The sequence below is a fragment of the Winogradskyella epiphytica genome, from assembly GCF_003217215.1.
Classification (GTDB): domain Bacteria; phylum Bacteroidota; class Bacteroidia; order Flavobacteriales; family Flavobacteriaceae; genus Winogradskyella; species Winogradskyella epiphytica.
This window is the reverse complement of the sequence record NZ_QJTD01000003.1, coordinates 244203-260182: the sequence shown is the minus strand read 5'-3', so window position 1 is coordinate 260182 and position 15980 is coordinate 244203. Positions and strand designations below refer to the sequence as shown.

The window sequence follows — 15980 nt, the reverse complement described above, 5'->3', positions numbered from 1 at the left end:
GCTACGCTCGGTAATTTCGAATCAAAATATATTTTGCTTCTCATTAGCCTCAAGGGGACATTTCCTACTATTGATCTGATAAACTCGTTTTATTAATCCTTAATAATTTTAGTCTGATTTATTAAATAACATTATTTTTAAACCTGAAAAACACCCCTAATGAGCTACGCTCGGTAATTTCGAAACAAAATGTATTTTGCTTCTCATTAACCTCAAGGGGACATTTCCTACTATTGATCTTATAAACTCGTTTTATTAATCCTTAATTATTTTAATCGGTTATATTTAAATAAATTATTCTTAAACTTAAAAACAACCTTATTGAGCTACGCTCGGTAATTTCGAATCAAAATATATTTTGCTTCTCATTAGCCTCAAGGGGACATCTCCTACTATTAATGTTATAAACTTGTTTTATTAATTTTTAATAATATTAATCAGATATTTTGAATAACTTTTTCTCTAACTTAAAAACACCCCTAATGAGCTGCGCTCGGTAATTTCGAATCAAAATATATTTTGCTTCTCATTAGCCTCAAGGGGACATTTCCTACTATTGATCTGATAAACTCGTTTTATTAATCCTTAATAATTTTAATCGGATATATTTAAATAAATTATTCTTAAACTTAAAAACACCCCTAATGAGCTACGCTCGGTAATTTCGAAACAAAATGTATTTTGCTTCTCATTAACCTCAAGGGGACAATCCCTACTATTAATGTTATAAACTCGTATTATTAATCCTTAATTATTTTAATCGGATATATTTAAATAAATTATTCTTAAACTTAAAAACACCCCTATTGAGCTACGCTCGGTAATTTCGAATCAAAATATAGTTTGCTTCTCATTAGCCTCGAGGGGACATCTCCTACTATTGATCTGATAAACTCGTATTATTAATCCTTAATTATTTTAATCGGATATATTTAAATAAATTATTCTTAAACTTAAAAACACCCCTAATGAGCTGCGCTCGGTAATTTCGAATCAAAATATATTTTGTTTCTCATTAGCCTCAAGGGGACATGCTCAATTATTTATTTTTGGTTAACCGATAAAAATGCTTCAAATGGTCTGTCTGTCGCTAAAATATCGGCCCCTAAATCTATCCACTGTCGGTATAAATGCTCTCCTCTAGCTTCAGCTCTGTTATCCAAGTTACCCAATGTTCCTAAAATACAGACTATGTTTTCGTCATGTAATCTTTGAAATAGTGATTGATCTGACAATCGTGTTCCTGTAAAGGCGATCATATTTTTTGTTGGAATTCCAGACTTCAACAAACGATCAAATTCGTCATGGTTTCTAGCTGGAACTGACAATAACAAGTCAGGTGCTAATTCATAAGCCATACGAGCCTGTTTAAGGTCGTAAGTAATAACTAGACTAATATCTTCTGCCTTAGCTTTTCTAATGGCGTTAATGACGTCCTTTTGGCTTACTGACCTTTTTATATCAATAGTTAAAATTACATTATTATTACTGCACCATGTTAATACCTCAGAAAATAATGGAATTTTATAGTCGGTTTTATTTCCGAAGTCGTCAATTAAATTAAATTGTTGCAATTCGGCATAAGTTAAATCACTTATCTTTCCGGATCCCGTTGTCGTTCTATCAATGGCATTATCATGAAGTAAAACGAGTTGACCATCTTTGGTTTGTGCGACATCTACTTCATAGACGGCAGAAATACTATCGTTAAGAAATTTTATGGTTTCTAGGCAGTTTTCAGGATAATTCAACAAGCCCTTTCCTCCCCGATGTACACTGATATTTGGATACCCTTTATGAGATGCTTTAAATACCTCTATCAATTTAGAATGAGGAACAGCTTTAGCTGTAGTTTCCTTTGGTGCTTGTTTACAAGCCACTAAAATGCACACTAAAAAGAGTAAGAGAAATCGTTTCATATGAAGCTATTTAAAATCTGATTAAGGAAGCCAATTACGGCTATATTCTGGCAAAAAAAGTTACAAAAAAACCGCTTAGCGAACTAAACGGTTTTTTACATATTATAATAATAAGATTATGCTTCAGCAACCACTTCGAAAGTTAAATCGACAGTTACAGATCTGTGTAATCTAATAGCAGCTTCATACTGACCTAAACGCTTAATGTTACCACCTGTGATAGCGATGAACTTTTTGTCAACTTCATGACCTGCGTCTTTAAGTGCAGCAGCTAAATCCATATTGGTAATAGAACCAAATAATTTATCTCCAGCAGTTGCACCAGTTCCAGCTTTAGCTGTAATTTTAATATCTAATCCTCTTAAGGCTTCCGCAGTTTTTTCAGCATCAGCAATAATAGTTTTCTCTTTAAACGCTCTTTGCTTTAAAGTTTCTGCTAATACTTTTTTAGCAGACGGAGTTGCCATTACAGCTTGTCCTTGAGGAATTAAAAAGTTTCTACCATAACCGTTCTTAACAGATACAATATCGTCTTTAAATCCTAAATTTTCAACGTCTTGTTTTAATATAAGTTCCATTGTGTTATGATATTTTATTTTAATAAATCAGCAACATATGGCATTAAAGCTAAATGTCTAGCTCTCTTTACTGCCACAGATACTTTTCTTTGATATTTTAAAGACGTTCCTGTTAAACGTCTTGGTAATAATTTACCTTGCTCGTTTACAAAACCTAGTAACCAATCTGCATCTTTATAGTCTACATACTTGATACCTGATTTTTTGAAACGACAATATTTTTTAGTCTTAGACGTCTCGATATTTAACGGCGTTAAATATCTTATTTCACCGTCTTTCTTTCCTTTTGCTTGTTGTTCTATAGATGACATAATTACGCTTTTGCTTTTTGTTTCATTTTTTCTCTTCTTCTCTCAGCCCATGCTATTGCATGTTTGTCTAACTTCACAGTTAAGTAACGCATAAAACGTTCATCACGTCTAAACTCTAGTTCTAAAGGCTCAATAACCTCTCCTGCTACAGTGAATTCGAATAAGTGATAAAAACCACTTTTTTTGTTTTGGATTGGATAAGCCAGCTTTTTTAAGCCCCAATCTTCCTTGGCAATCATCTTAGCACCTTTAGAAACAAGAAAATCTTCGTATTTCTTTACTGTTTCCTTTATCTGATCTTCAGATAAAACGGGATTTAAGATGAAAACAGTTTCATAATGATTCATAATAAATATATTTGTTTATTGTTAAAACGGGTGCAAAAATACATATTTATATTATATTAGACAACGTTTTTTAATTTAATATTTAGTCTCGGTGAGTTCTTATAAAAGTAATGTTAAAAAATACTGTTTGTCGGCAATATTTGTTTTTTAACCGAATTTATTGTACTATTGTCGATATCTTAACCTAAAACGAATAATGTTATGACTTTAAACTGTGTAGTTGTTGATGATTCCGCGATTCAGCGTCTTTCTATAGTAAAGTTAATTGAGAATCATTCCTCTCTTAATCTTATTGCAGAATATAGTAGTGCGTTAGAAACAAAAAATGGTCTTAATACCCACAAAGTAGATCTAATCTTCTTAGATATAGAGATGCCAGTATTAAACGGTTTTGAACTCTTAGACGTCCTCAACAACAAACCCCAAATTATTTTTGTTACTGGTAAAACAGAATATGCTTTTAAAGCATTTAATTATGACGCTACCGATTACCTTCAGAAACCAATTACTAAAGAACGTTTTAATACTGCTGTAGAAAAAGCTATTGAGCAGCACAAATTAAAACTTGATTTTAATGAAACTGATGGTGAACATATCTTTGTAAAGAGTAACCTTAAGAAACGTAAGGTTTATATTAAGGATATTAAATGGATTGAAGCTTTAGGTGATTACGTTAAAGTTGTGACTGAAGAAAATAGCCTTGTCGTTTTATCTACAATGAAAGCTTTTGAACAAGAACTACCAGAAGGTAAATTTTTAAGAATTCACAAATCTTATATTGTGAACCTTGATAAAATTGACCGTTTTAATAGTAAGAATGTTGAAGTTGGTGCTTATGAGATTCCATTGAGTCGAAATAAAAAGACCCAACTTGTTGATGCTTTAAATAATATGTAAAAACACTACATAACCATTTAGAGTATTACATTATAAGTTATAATAATCCTAAGTCTTGAGCTTGGGATTTTTTTGTTCACCCCTATTGAGCTATGCTCGGTAATTTCGAATTAAAATGTATTTTGCTTGTTATTAGCCTCGAGGGGACAATCCCAACTACTAATTTTATAAACTTGTTTTATTAATCTTTAAAAATTTTTGTTAGATATTTTTACATAACTTATTCTTAAACTTGACAACACCCCTAATGAGCTACGCTCGGTAATTTCGAATCAAAATATATTTTGCTTCTCATTAACCTCAAGGGGACATCTCCTACTATTAATTTTATAAAATCGTATTATTAATCTGTAATAATTTTAGTCAGATATTTTTGAATAACTTTTTCTTAAACTTAAAAACAACCCTAAAGTCCCCTCGAGGGGACACCCCTAACTATTAATCTTATAAACTCGTATTATTAATCTGTAATAATTTTAATCAGATATTTTTGAATAACTTTTTCTTAAACTTAAAAACAACCCTATTGAGCTACGCTCGGTAATATCGAATCAAAATATATTTTGCTTCTCTTTAGCCTCAAGGAGACAACCCTTATAACTAAATTCACAATAATTGAAAGTGGTTTCTAATATGAAAAAAAAAGAAAATATGACTTTCGATGGTTAAAGATTGTTGCTGTGTTATAAGAATGCTTCTAGATACAATTTCTCATGCTTCGGAATCACTCGAATTGACAATTTAGTCACTAGACAGAATAGGTATTAAAAAGGGGTTCGACTGTGCTCAGCCGGACATTTTATGCTTATTTGAAGGGATAAGTGACAACATCAAAATAAGTTAGGTGACTAGTAGTTATCTACATTAATAATAACACGAACTGATCTAAAGTCTTTTACAGCATTGAAGCTTGTGTCAATTCTTAAAATCACTTCTTTGGTTTTGCCTAGGGATTGATTTGGTGGTATTTTGACCAAAATATTCTTGTGAAATAAGTTTCTAATTCGTGCTACAGGTGGTGCTTCAGGCCCTAAAACATTGGCTTTAAAGATTTGCTTTAAGGATTTGGCATACCAATCCGCTGCAAGGTTTACACGATTGTAGTCTTTGTGTTTGAAGGTAATTTTAATCAAACGGTAAACAGGAGGATATTTAAAGTTGTAACGCTCGTCCATTTGCTCTGCGTACATCTCCTTATAAGCATTCGTCGATACCTGCTGTAAAATATTGTGATGCGGATTATACGTCTGAATTAACACCTTACCACGTAAATCGGTACGCCCTGCCCTACCTGAGACCTGCGCCATAAGTTGATAACTACGTTCGTGTGCTCTAAAATCTGGAAAGTTTAATAAGTTATCGGCATTCATTATCCCAACTAGCTTCACATGTCTAAAGTCGAGACCTTTAGTCAGCATTTGTGTTCCGACTAAAATATCAACTTCCCGCTGTTCAAAATTATTGATGATTTTCTCGAAGCCGTATTTCCCACGTGTGGTATCTAAATCCATTCGAGCGACTTTCTTCTCGGGAAATAATGTTCTTACCTCTTGTTCTATTTGCTCCGTCCCAAAGCCTTTCGTGTCTAAAGTAGCATTCCCACATCCTTGGCAGCTTTTCAGCATCAATGAGTTATAACCGCAATAATGGCAGCGTAACTGATCTCTGTATTGATGATAGGTTAAACTCACATCGCAATTTGGACATTGTGGTGAGGTTCCACAGGTTGTACATTCTATTATTGGCGAATATCCACGTCTATTTTGAAACAATATAATCTGATGACCCTCTTCTAAGGTTTCTGTCATTTCCTCGATTAATCTATCGCTAAAATGCCCCTTCATGCGTTTCCGCTTGTACTTGTCGGCCAAATCAACCAATTCAATATCTGGCATGACGACATTGTTATAACGTGTATTTAATTCAACCAAGCCATATTTCCCTTGGGTGGCATTATAGTATGTTTCTAAACTCGGTGTCGCTGAACCTAATAGTGTTTTTGCCTGAAATATATGAGCTAAAACAATAGCCGCATCTCTCGCATGATAACGAGGCGCAGGATCAAATTGCTTAAAGGATTGTTCGTGCTCTTCATCTACAATAATTAAACCTAGATTACGAAATGGTAATAATAAAGATGAACGCGCTCCGATAATCACTTGTGCTTTTTCGGAATTATTCAGCATATTTTGCCACACCTCTACCCTTTCATTACTGGTATATCTCGAATGAAAAACGGCGACTTTTTCTCCAAAATAATCTTGAAGTCGTTGAACCAGCTGCGTTGTTAATGCAATTTCTGGAAGTAAGTATAATATTTGCTTCCCTAGGTCTAATTGCTTTTGAATTAACTGCACATAAATTTCTGTTTTTCCAGAAGAAGTTACGCCATGTAATAAAGCCACGGACTTCTCTTGAAAAGCGGCTTCTACCTCATTATAGGCTTTTTGCTGAGCATCACTTAAATGCTTTGCATCAGCATCGCCTTCACCTTCAAATTGAACGCGATCGGTTTGGATATGATATTCCTCTAAAATATCTTTATCTATCAATGCTTTAATTATACTCGAGGAGGCTCCACTTTTTTCTGATAAGTCCGTAACTTTTATAGGTTTCTTTAAAGCGGCTTCCATTGTAAATAAGGTCAGTACGACCTCACGTTGTTTAGGCGCACGACTTAACACTTCTAATAATTCTTGTAATTTTTCTTGTGATTTATGATTGTGATGCAACTTCACGTAACGCACCAACTTTGGTGTGTACTTTTCGTAAAGTTCTTCTTGAAGATTCACCACGCCCTTTTTCACCAAGCTATTAATCACTGGGAGCACGCGTTTCTTATCTAATATTGAAACAATATCATTGATCTTCAGTGAGGATTGACGTTGTAAAGCTTCATAAATCAGAAACTCTTCATCTTTTAAATCAGATTCGTCAACCGTTACTTTGTCATTTTTAGAAATGGTCGTTTCACTTTCAATTAGAAAAGCATTAGGCATAGCTGCTCGCATCACTTCGCCCAAACTGCACATATAATATTTAGAAATCCACTCCCAATGTTTCAGTTGACTCCCTGTAATAACAGGAGAATCATCTAATATCTGATGAATGGTTTTTGCTTCGTAGGCTGTTGGCGGATTTTGATGAATCGTATAGACTAAAGCTGTATAAATTTTACTTTTTCCAAAAGGAACCGCAACACGCATTCCTGGTTTTAGGAATGCAGATTCTGCTTCAGTAATATGATAGGTAAATGCTTTTTGAAGAGGAATTGGTAGTATTACATCAATAAAATGCAGCATTATTTAACTCGTTTCCAATATTGCGTTCTATAGAAAAATGCTAAATACCCTCTCACCTGAAGTGTATCTGGATCGTTTAGTGTGAGTTTACATCTATACACTTTCCCATTTTCAGGATTTAAAATAGTTCCTCCTTCATACACATCACCGTTTTTAGATAAATCTTCTATGAATACGAGACCCACAAGTGGCTTATTTTTTTTATCCCCATCACAGTCTATACACTTTGCATCTTGTTTTGCTGGATTGACCACAGAAAGAATTTTACCATAAATCTTGCCATCATTTTCAAATATTTCAACAATCGATTTGGCTTGACCTGTATTTTCATCAATAGTCTTCCATTTTCCTAATATGGATTGTGCTGAAAGGTTAAAACATAAGAAGAAGAACGAAAGTAGTAATAAGGCATTTTTAATCATAATAGAAGTTTCAATGGTTTATATCCCAAATGTAATAGGTTTAATTAAAAAAACCATCTCATTTGGTTAGGCTTTTGAGTAAAGACTAAATTTTTCGTTAAAACGAACGTCTGGTTAGAGCACTTTCAAACAATTTTTCTTTTGAAATATTCTCAAACTATTCGAGAGGTAATATTTCTTTTTTCGCCTTCGGATTTTTTCTTAAATATTGTAGTGAGGCATTGAGTTCATAACCTAACAACAGAATATTGGAGTTTAACCAAAGGTATAACAGCAAAATAAGAAGCGCACCAATAGATCCGTAAATCTCATTGTATTGCGAAAAATTCTCGATATACACACCAAATAGATAGGATGTCAAAATGGTTAATAACGTAGTTAGCAAAGCTCCAACTGAAAAGAACTTGGATTGCTTCCCTTCCTTAGTACCAAAATAGTATAAAGTTGCGGTTGCCAAATAAATCATGAATACGAAGAAAAGGTATTTCACAAAGTAAATCCACCCCGACACTTCACCACCTTCCACGATCATCACGTCTCCAGTAAAACTCGTATATAAGGGTCGAATCACGTAAATTTGAAAGTAACCAAAAACAGCTACGGTTAACAATGAGAGGAAGGCTAAGATTAGTGCAACTCCAAGTGCGATTCCGTATTGTCTAAATATATTTCTTGACAATTGTTTATGATAGGAGGTTTCAAACCCTGCAAATACTGAATTAACACCATTGGCCATTAAAAAAACCGATAGTAAGAACACTGACGAAATCAATCCACCACTAGTACTCCCCGAAATATCCTTAAAAATAGTATCGAAGAAAAACTCAGAAGTCTGAGGTGGCAAGAAAGATTCTAGGAAGTTAGAAAATGCCAAATCAAAATTCTGTATTGGAATATGAGGAATGACTATAATTACGAACAATAGGAACGGAAAAATCGCTGTAAAAAAGCTAAATGCAATGGCACTTGCTCGTGTAGACAGTGCACCTTTCAGGATGCCCATTCCGTATAACTCAAGCAGATCGTACATAGATAAGCCTTCAAATCCTGGCAGTTTTATTTTCTTTAATAAACGCATGATCACGTTTAAAACCGGGATTTTTTCAACTTTATCTTCTATAGGTTTACTCATTTCTTGGTATTTAGCTTTTGGCCCTAGCCATTAGCTCAATATTGATATTTACAACAGTGAGACTGCAAACTGCGACTGAACACTGTAAATTAATTTACACCGCTTTTAAGCTTAAATCCATATTATAAACCGAATGTGTTAAAGCACCCGAAGAAATATAATCGACACCACATTCCGCATATTTTCGAAGTGTATTTTCATTAATTCCACCAGAAGATTCTGTTAAACATTGGTCGCCAATCAACTCCACCGCTTTTCGAGTATCCTCGTAATTAAAATTATCAATTAGAATACGGTAAACACCTCCACAATCTAGGATTTCTTTAATTTCTTGAAGGTTTCGAGCCTCGACGATTATTTTTAAATCGCGATTCGTATCTTTTAAATATTCCTTGGTTAAATTGATAGCTTTCGCGACACCTCCAGCAAAATCGATATGGTTATCTTTTAGCATGATCATATCGTATAAAGCGAATCTGTGATTTTCACCACCGCCAATTTTCACGGCCCATTTCTCTAATGCTCTAATGCCAGGTGTGGTTTTACGCGTGTCTAATATTTTTGTTCCAGTACCTTCTAATAGATCCACGAACTGTCGTGTTTTAGTTGCAATAGCACTCATACGTTGCATAGCATTTAATACCAAACGTTCAGCCTTAAGGATTGATTGTGAAGCCCCTTCTACATAAAATACAATATCACCATGTTTTACGTTTTCACCATCTTGGATAAGCGTTTCTACCTTCATATTAGAGTCGACATAAGCAAATATTTTCTTAGCTAATTCTACACCAGCAATTACGCCTGTATCTTTAACTAATAGCTTTGCTTTTCCTTGAGCAGTTGCAGGAATACAAGCCAATGAACTATGATCGCCATCACCTACATCCTCGCGAATGGCATTTGAGATTATTAATTCTATTTCTTTATCGAATTGTGCTTTTGAAATCATCTTAATACATATTTAGCGTAAAAATAGGAAATAGATTTTACGAATAACGATTTTAGAATTGCGAATTATACTTCAAAAATATCTATTATCGTAAATTGCAAATCGTAAATTTGACCCATGCAGATAAAACTAATTGCCATTGGCAAAACCGACGACAAAAACTTACAAGCCTTAATCGCAGATTATACCAAACGACTTGGTTTTTATATTAAGTTTGATTTTGAGGTAATTCCCGATTTAAAAAAGGTAAAGAATTTGTCGGAAACTCAGCAAAAAGACAAAGAAGGCGAGCTTATTTTATCGAAAACTCAAGCTTCTGATGTCTTAATTCTATTGGATGAAAATGGAAAACAAATGGATTCTGTGGCTTTTTCTGGTTATTTACAAAAACACATGAATTCGGGAATAAAAACTTTAATATTTGTCATTGGTGGACCTTATGGATTTTCAGACGAGGTGTATTCAAGAGCCAATGGCAAACTTGGTTTATCTAAGATGACCTTTTCTCATCAAATGGTGCGCTTGTTTTTTATAGAGCAATTGTACAGAGGCTTTACCATTCTAAGAAATGAGCCTTATCACCATCGCTAAAAAAGAAAACAGTCGCAGTTTTTATTGACTAATAGCTTATTAATAAGTAGGACTGCGACTGTCAACTTGTATTAATGTGTTTTATAAACTTCTTTACGTTTTTTAAGTTGTCTTGTTAAATCGTTTACGGTTTCGTTCATGGCCATTTCGTAATTTTTCTCGTTAGATGTCGCGAAAATTCGTGGACCAGGTAAGCTTAATTCTATATTACAAATTTTACCTGCTTCATGATCTTTTTCATCTAACTTAAAATATACTTGGGCTGAAATAAGGAATTCAAATTTATTAGCTAATTTTTCTAATTTCTCTTTTGTTAATGCTGAAAGTGTTTCACTTACATCAATGTCTACGTACTGAAAATTTACCGTCATAATCTTTCTTGTTTTAATGAATTATTCTTTTGACTAAGATACAAGATTAATTGATGGAAGTGACTGATAAATATCATAAAGAATCTTTAAAATTGTGCTAAAACAAAGCGTTTCAACTATAAAAAAAAGTTTAAAGCACGAACGTTCTATTGTTTAAAATATGAAATCCTTGAAACAACTATTTCGGCTTTCGTTTGAATCGGTAGCCAATTGCCAATTTAGCTTTGGTAAGGTTTAATCGGTATTTATTATCGTTGTCAAAATCCGTAGCCGTCAATCCATTACTATAGGTTAAACTTGTGTAAAATTGACCAAAGCTATAACCAAGTCCGACTAAAAAGTCCAACTTATAAACCATAGGATTTGATGGTCTGTACTTATCGTTTTCTAAGGTTATTCTTTTATTGGCTAGTCCTATTCCTGGCATCAGATTAAACGTGGCTGTAATGTTTTCTGGAAGCTTAAAATACGAGATGAATCCGGCCATAATTCCAAGTGATATTCCGTTGTAGCGTTTGATATTTCCCTCTTCGTTAAAATAAGGACTAACCGTTTCAGAAAGCAGGTTAGGTTTTGCTGAAAAGTAATCATAGCCACCAAAAACCCCCAGACCACCAGTTATAAAAATATTTTCATGACGTTTATCTGCCAATCCAGCTTTTAGTAGTGCATATGAAAACTCTATATCATCTAAGGTGTATAAATAATTAAAGCCAATATTTACAGAGCGCATATCTTTTCTAAACACTTCGGGTTCTTCAAAATTGTTTTTCATCTGAAATCCTTTGTAGGACTGAATATAAGCATTCACATAATGTCGGTTTTTGACAATCGTGGTGCCTTGCAAATCAAATTTTCTTGTTTCCTCTTTATTTGGATTTTTAAGATTGAAAGCTAAGTCGACAATCATTTTACTATTCGCCACCCCAAAACCTAAACCATGCTTATTATTAGGCACAAACCTCAGTTTAGAACCCTGATTATTGATACTGAATTTATTGGATTTGAAATTCGTAATAATACGCACTGAATAGTTTTCGATATCTCTATCGACCAAGAGCGAATCTAAATCCTCCAAGTTTTGTGCGCTTAGATTTAGACAGGAAAACATAAAAACCAAAAGCATAACATTCCTCACGAATAATGACCTTTTAAAAAATATCTGTTTTGACAATTTGAACTGTAATTAGATTGCTATTTTTACCACAGCTAAAATACATTAATAAAGACTAAACTATGCAACTTGTTTTCGCCACTAACAATTTAAATAAACTCAAAGAAGTTCAGGCTTTAATGCCTCCAAACATAACATTATTGAGTTTAGCTGATATCGATTGCACTGAAGATATTCCTGAAACCCTACCCACGATTGAAGGTAATGCGGTTCAAAAAGCGGAGTATTTAAAAACGCATTATGGCTATGATTGTTTTGCTGATGATACGGGTTTAGAAGTTGACGCCTTAAATGGTGAACCAGGCGTGTATTCGGCTCGGTATGCCGGACCTCAGCGCAATTCTGAAGACAATATTCAAAAACTATTAACTGAGTTAAAAGACAAGTCTAACCGAAACGCTCAATTTAAAACCGTCATCGCTTTACATTTAAATGGTGAGCTGCATACCTTTACCGGAATATGCAAAGGTGAGATTACTACCGAGAAACACGGTGAAGGCGGATTTGGCTACGATCCTGTGTTTAAGGCTGAAGGTTACGAGCAAACTTTTGCGGAAATTTCATTAGAAGAAAAGAACAAGATCGGACATCGTGGTTTAGCTGTGAAGCAACTTATTGAATTTCTTTCAAAATTATAGTTGACAGTTTAAAAATTAGGCTTAGAAATACCTTTTTTCAAAAAAACTACAGCTATTAATCTATATTTTTGAGCTTCAAGTGGACTGCGCTAAGGATTGAACGGCCTGTTTGAAATCCTTTTTATTGCCCTAAACTCAGCTGAGCGCAAGCGAGGTATGACAAGGCTTAGGGCGATAAAAAGATTGAGTAGTGAAAGCCTGTTAAAGCGCCCAAACAAAAATAAATAGGTGATTATCCAATTTTTTGTTTTACATTTGCACCTTGCTAAAAATCCGCAGAAAGGATTTTTTTATTCCTCAGAGTGAGGGTGTGTTACCAAGAAGTTTAAGTGTTTAGTATGTCGATTCGCTTCTTTTTAGCACTAAAAAGACATAATCGAATACATAAAAACTCAAGAATGAGCACATTCCAAGAACTCGGTCTTAATCAAGACCTTCTTAACGCTATTACTGATTTAGGTTTTGAAAAACCAAGTGAAGTTCAAGCAAAAGCAATCCCAATTTTATTAGAACAAGACGAAGACTTAGTTGCTTTGGCTCAAACTGGTACGGGAAAAACCGCAGCCTTCGGATTTCCGATGTTGCAAAAAATAGATTTTAATAATAGAACCACTCAAGGTTTAATATTATCTCCTACTCGTGAACTTTGTTTACAGATTACAAACGAAATAAAAAACTACGGTAAATACTGCAAGGGCTTAAATGTTGTTGCTATTTATGGTGGATCAAGTATTTCGGATCAAGCGAGAGACGTTAAACGAGGCGCACAAATTATTGTGGCTACTCCTGGTCGTATGAAAGATATGATTAAGCGTAAGATGGTTGACATTTCTCAAATACAATATAGCGTTTTAGACGAGGCTGATGAGATGTTAAACATGGGATTCTATGATGATATTATTGATATTTTATCTCATACTCCTGAAGATAAACACACCTGGTTATTCTCTGCAACCATGCCTAAAGAGGTAGCGACTATTGCAAAGAAATTCATGAATAACCCAACTGAAATTACGGTTGGTAATAAAAATGAAAGTACAAGTAATGTTTCTCACGAATACTATTTAGTAAACGCAAGAGATCGTTACCAAGCTTTAAAACGTTTGGCTGATGCTAATCCAGATATTTTCTCTGTGATTTTCTGTCGTACCAAACGCGATACTCAAAAAGTAGCTGAAACTTTAATTGAAGACGGTTACTCTGCTGGAGCATTACATGGTGATTTAAGTCAGAACCAAAGAGATTTGGTAATGAAGTCTTTTAGAAATCAACAAATACAAATGTTAGTAGCTACAGATGTTGCTGCTCGTGGTATTGATGTGGATGATATTACTCACGTAATTAATTACCAATTACCTGACGAACCTGAAATTTATACACATAGATCTGGTAGAACTGGACGTGCTGGTAAAACAGGAATCTCTATGGTAATAGTTTCTAAAAGTGAAGTTAGAAAGATTAAAAGTATAGAGCGTATTATTAAGAAGGATTTTGTAAAGAAAGAAATTCCTTCTGCTGAAGATATCGTAGAAGTACAATTAATGTCTTTAGCGAATAAAATTCATACGACTGAAACAACAAATGCTATTGACAAGCATTTAGAAAGCATCAATGAATTATTTGCAGATACAGATAAAGAGGAATTGATCAAAAAATTCTTCTCTGTTGAATTCAACCGTTTCTACAACTACTACCAAAAATCTAAAGATTTAGCTGTTGTTGATTCTCGTGGAAGCGATAGAGATGGCGGACGTGATTATGGGAAACAATCTAACGATGCTCGTTTCTTTATTAACGTAGGTAGCAAAGATGGTTTTGATTGGATGAAATTGAAAGATTTCTTAAAAGAACAATTAGAGCTTGGACGTGATGATGTCTTTAAAGTTGATGTTAAAGAAAGTTTTTCATTCTTTAATACTGAAAAAGCATTACAAGAAAAAGTACTTGCCTTCTTTACCGACTTTAAACATGAAGGTCGATTTGTTAATGTAGAAGTTAGCGCAGACAAAGGACGTAGTGGTGGCAGAAGCGGCGGAAGAGGTCGTGGAGGTAGCGAAAGACGTTCTGGTGGTGGAGCTCGCAGACGCGATGATAAACCAAGAGGAGAAAGACGTTCTAGTGATAGACGTTCTTCTGCTGGACCAGGAGCAAGACGTAGTCGACGTACTGAAGACTCAAGAGGTGGCGAACGAAAGTTTGATGACTCTAGAGGAGACAGAAGAGCAACGGAAACAAGTTTCTCTGGTTCTGAAAGACCAAGACGTTCTCGAAGAAGAGATTAATTAGCAGAAATGCTATAGATGATATAAAAATCCAAAACTTTTAGTTTTGGATTTTTTTTTGCCATATCTCATTAGGCTTAGCGCTACCCTTTGCTTTCGTCGCAATTCTTTAATACTCAAGGGTTCTAATCTAAAAAAGTTAATATTTAGTCAAATTTATAGCCCTCATATGGAAAATCGGTTTTGTTTATTACCTTTACCTCGTAACTTACACGCATGCGATATCTACTTATATTTATTTTTTGTTTAACTACAGTTTATAGCTATAGCCAAGACACCACTGCTACAAAAGAATCTACAAAAGTTAAGGGCACATTAGTTAGTTCAACCACAAGCTTACCTTTAAGTGGCGCTAATATTGTTAACATTAATCAAGTGGTAGGTACGGCGAGTAATGACGATGGTGAATTTGAAATAAGAGCTAAAGCGAATGACACTTTACACTTATCTTATCTAGGCTATAAATCTATTAAAGTTAGAGTGACCAATGACTGGTTGAAATTCGGAAATACTAAAATTGAGATGACCGAATTGGCTTTAGCATTAGAGGAAGTCACCGTTAGACAATTAGAGCTTACTGGTTATTTAAAAGTAGATATGGCTCAAATTCCAGTGACTTCTAATAATCGTTATCGAATCTCTGGTTTACCTGGTCAAGGCTACGAAGCTGGAAAACCTAATATTGCTACCAAAGTTCTTGGTGCTATTTTTAATCCTGCAGATTTCTTATACAATATGTTCGGCCGAAAGCCTAATGAAATGCATAAGCTTAAGAAAATGAAGGAAGATGATGAAATTAGGAATCAACTCGCGAAGCGTTTTGACAGAGAAATGCTTTTGGTTTTACTTCAAGTGACTAAATACGATTTAGACGAAATAGTGAACCAATGTAACTATTCTAAAGACTTTATCAATACGGCTAATGATCTTCAAATTTTAGATGCTATTAGTGAATGCTACGAAGAGTACAAAGTGATTAATCGTAGTAAAGAGCGCGGAAAGAAGAAGTAGCTGTTAGTTGGTAGCTGTTAGTTGGTTAAAACTATTGTTTCCCTCTAAATTTA

Annotated in this window: 15 protein-coding genes; 5 read left to right on the top strand and 10 right to left on the bottom strand. The window is 34.2% G+C overall.

The window, feature by feature from the left end; genetic code table 11:
* Positions 1-1043 precede the first annotated feature (1043 nt).
* From DFQ11_RS10085 to rpsF, 4 genes are all read right to left on the bottom strand, one after another.
* The gene (locus tag DFQ11_RS10085; protein WP_110475757.1) at positions 1044-1919 is read right to left on the bottom strand and encodes a glycerophosphodiester phosphodiesterase family protein; all 876 of its coding nucleotides are present in this window, start codon (positions 1917-1919) and stop codon (positions 1044-1046) included.
* A 116-nt stretch (positions 1920-2035) separates the two neighbouring features.
* A complete protein-coding gene (gene rplI / locus DFQ11_RS10080; RefSeq protein WP_110475756.1) occupies positions 2036-2497 on the bottom strand; it encodes a 50S ribosomal protein L9 in 462 nt (153 codons plus the stop codon).
* A gap of 14 nt (positions 2498-2511) precedes the next feature.
* On the bottom strand, positions 2512-2811 hold the full coding sequence (rpsR, locus tag DFQ11_RS10075; protein WP_172837628.1) for a 30S ribosomal protein S18: 300 nt from the start codon (positions 2809-2811) through the stop codon (positions 2512-2514).
* On the bottom strand, positions 2811-3155 hold the full coding sequence (rpsF, locus tag DFQ11_RS10070) for a 30S ribosomal protein S6 (RefSeq protein ID WP_110475755.1): 345 nt from the start codon (positions 3153-3155) through the stop codon (positions 2811-2813). The genes rpsR and rpsF overlap by 1 nt, the downstream gene beginning before the upstream one ends.
* A gap of 201 nt (positions 3156-3356) precedes the next feature.
* On the opposite strand from rpsF, the gene DFQ11_RS10065 reads away from it, so the two are divergent.
* Positions 3357-4052 (top strand): LytR/AlgR family response regulator transcription factor, encoded by a 696-nt coding sequence (locus tag DFQ11_RS10065; protein WP_008271090.1) that lies wholly within the window; start codon positions 3357-3359, stop codon positions 4050-4052.
* Between the two features lie 848 nt (positions 4053-4900).
* Here DFQ11_RS10065 and priA read toward each other — a convergent pair.
* From priA to nadC, 4 genes are all read right to left on the bottom strand, one after another.
* Positions 4901-7354, bottom strand: coding sequence for a replication restart helicase PriA (gene priA / locus DFQ11_RS10060; RefSeq protein ID WP_110475754.1), 2454 nt, complete (start codon positions 7352-7354; stop codon positions 4901-4903).
* Entirely contained in the window at positions 7354-7776 is a 423-nt protein-coding gene (locus tag DFQ11_RS10055) for a DUF2147 domain-containing protein (protein WP_110475753.1), read from the bottom strand. Before DFQ11_RS10055 ends, priA begins: the two co-directional genes overlap by 1 nt.
* 157 nt (positions 7777-7933) lie before the next feature.
* A complete protein-coding gene (locus DFQ11_RS10050) occupies positions 7934-8908 on the bottom strand; it encodes a YihY/virulence factor BrkB family protein (RefSeq protein WP_110475752.1) in 975 nt (324 codons plus the stop codon).
* A gap of 94 nt (positions 8909-9002) precedes the next feature.
* On the bottom strand, positions 9003-9860 hold the full coding sequence (gene nadC, locus DFQ11_RS10045; protein ID WP_110475751.1) for a carboxylating nicotinate-nucleotide diphosphorylase: 858 nt from the start codon (positions 9858-9860) through the stop codon (positions 9003-9005).
* A 117-nt stretch (positions 9861-9977) separates the two neighbouring features.
* Here nadC and rlmH point away from each other — a divergent pair, with 117 nt between their 5' ends.
* Positions 9978-10451: a 23S rRNA (pseudouridine(1915)-N(3))-methyltransferase RlmH gene (gene rlmH / locus DFQ11_RS10040; RefSeq protein WP_110475750.1), complete on the top strand. Its 474-nt coding sequence runs from the start codon at positions 9978-9980 to the stop codon at positions 10449-10451.
* A 71-nt stretch (positions 10452-10522) separates the two neighbouring features.
* Here rlmH and hpf read toward each other — a convergent pair whose 3' ends face one another.
* Entirely contained in the window at positions 10523-10822 is a 300-nt protein-coding gene (gene hpf / locus DFQ11_RS10035; protein WP_110475749.1) for a ribosome hibernation-promoting factor, HPF/YfiA family, read from the bottom strand.
* 178 nt (positions 10823-11000) lie between these two features.
* Positions 11001-11900 (bottom strand): DUF4421 family protein, encoded by a 900-nt coding sequence (locus tag DFQ11_RS10030; RefSeq protein WP_158524999.1) that lies wholly within the window; start codon positions 11898-11900, stop codon positions 11001-11003.
* 158 nt (positions 11901-12058) lie between these two features.
* Between DFQ11_RS10030 and DFQ11_RS10025 the strand changes: the two genes are divergently transcribed.
* The 3 genes from DFQ11_RS10025 to DFQ11_RS10015 all read left to right on the top strand — a co-directional run bounded on the left by DFQ11_RS10025 (position 12059) and on the right by DFQ11_RS10015 (position 15927).
* Positions 12059-12634, top strand: a complete 576-nt coding sequence (locus DFQ11_RS10025; protein ID WP_110475747.1) for a non-canonical purine NTP diphosphatase — start codon at positions 12059-12061, stop codon at positions 12632-12634.
* 398 nt (positions 12635-13032) lie between these two features.
* Entirely contained in the window at positions 13033-14916 is a 1884-nt protein-coding gene (locus DFQ11_RS10020; RefSeq protein ID WP_110475746.1) for a DEAD/DEAH box helicase, read from the top strand.
* A gap of 216 nt (positions 14917-15132) precedes the next feature.
* Complete coding sequence (locus DFQ11_RS10015) at positions 15133-15927, top strand: carboxypeptidase-like regulatory domain-containing protein (protein WP_110475745.1); 795 nt, start codon at positions 15133-15135, stop codon at positions 15925-15927.
* Positions 15928-15980 lie beyond the last annotated feature (53 nt).

Coding starts and splice junctions, on each gene's coding strand:
- DFQ11_RS10055 (WP_110475753.1), bottom strand. CDS start 7,776: ATGATTAAAAATGCCTTATTACTACTTTCGTTCTTCTTCTTATGTTTT.
- nadC (WP_110475751.1), bottom strand. CDS start 9,860: ATGATTTCAAAAGCACAATTCGATAAAGAAATAGAATTAATAATCTCA.
- priA (WP_110475754.1), bottom strand. CDS start 7,354: ATGCTGCATTTTATTGATGTAATACTACCAATTCCTCTTCAAAAAGCA.
- rlmH (WP_110475750.1), top strand. CDS start 9,978: ATGCAGATAAAACTAATTGCCATTGGCAAAACCGACGACAAAAACTTA.
- hpf (WP_110475749.1), bottom strand. CDS start 10,822: ATGACGGTAAATTTTCAGTACGTAGACATTGATGTAAGTGAAACACTT.
- DFQ11_RS10085 (WP_110475757.1), bottom strand. CDS start 1,919: ATGAAACGATTTCTCTTACTCTTTTTAGTGTGCATTTTAGTGGCTTGT.
- rplI (WP_110475756.1), bottom strand. CDS start 2,497: ATGGAACTTATATTAAAACAAGACGTTGAAAATTTAGGATTTAAAGAC.
- rpsF (WP_110475755.1), bottom strand. CDS start 3,155: ATGAATCATTATGAAACTGTTTTCATCTTAAATCCCGTTTTATCTGAA.
- DFQ11_RS10015 (WP_110475745.1), top strand. CDS start 15,133: ATGCGATATCTACTTATATTTATTTTTTGTTTAACTACAGTTTATAGC.
- DFQ11_RS10020 (WP_110475746.1), top strand. CDS start 13,033: ATGAGCACATTCCAAGAACTCGGTCTTAATCAAGACCTTCTTAACGCT.
- DFQ11_RS10025 (WP_110475747.1), top strand. CDS start 12,059: ATGCAACTTGTTTTCGCCACTAACAATTTAAATAAACTCAAAGAAGTT.
- DFQ11_RS10065 (WP_008271090.1), top strand. CDS start 3,357: ATGACTTTAAACTGTGTAGTTGTTGATGATTCCGCGATTCAGCGTCTT.
- DFQ11_RS10050 (WP_110475752.1), bottom strand. CDS start 8,908: ATGAGTAAACCTATAGAAGATAAAGTTGAAAAAATCCCGGTTTTAAAC.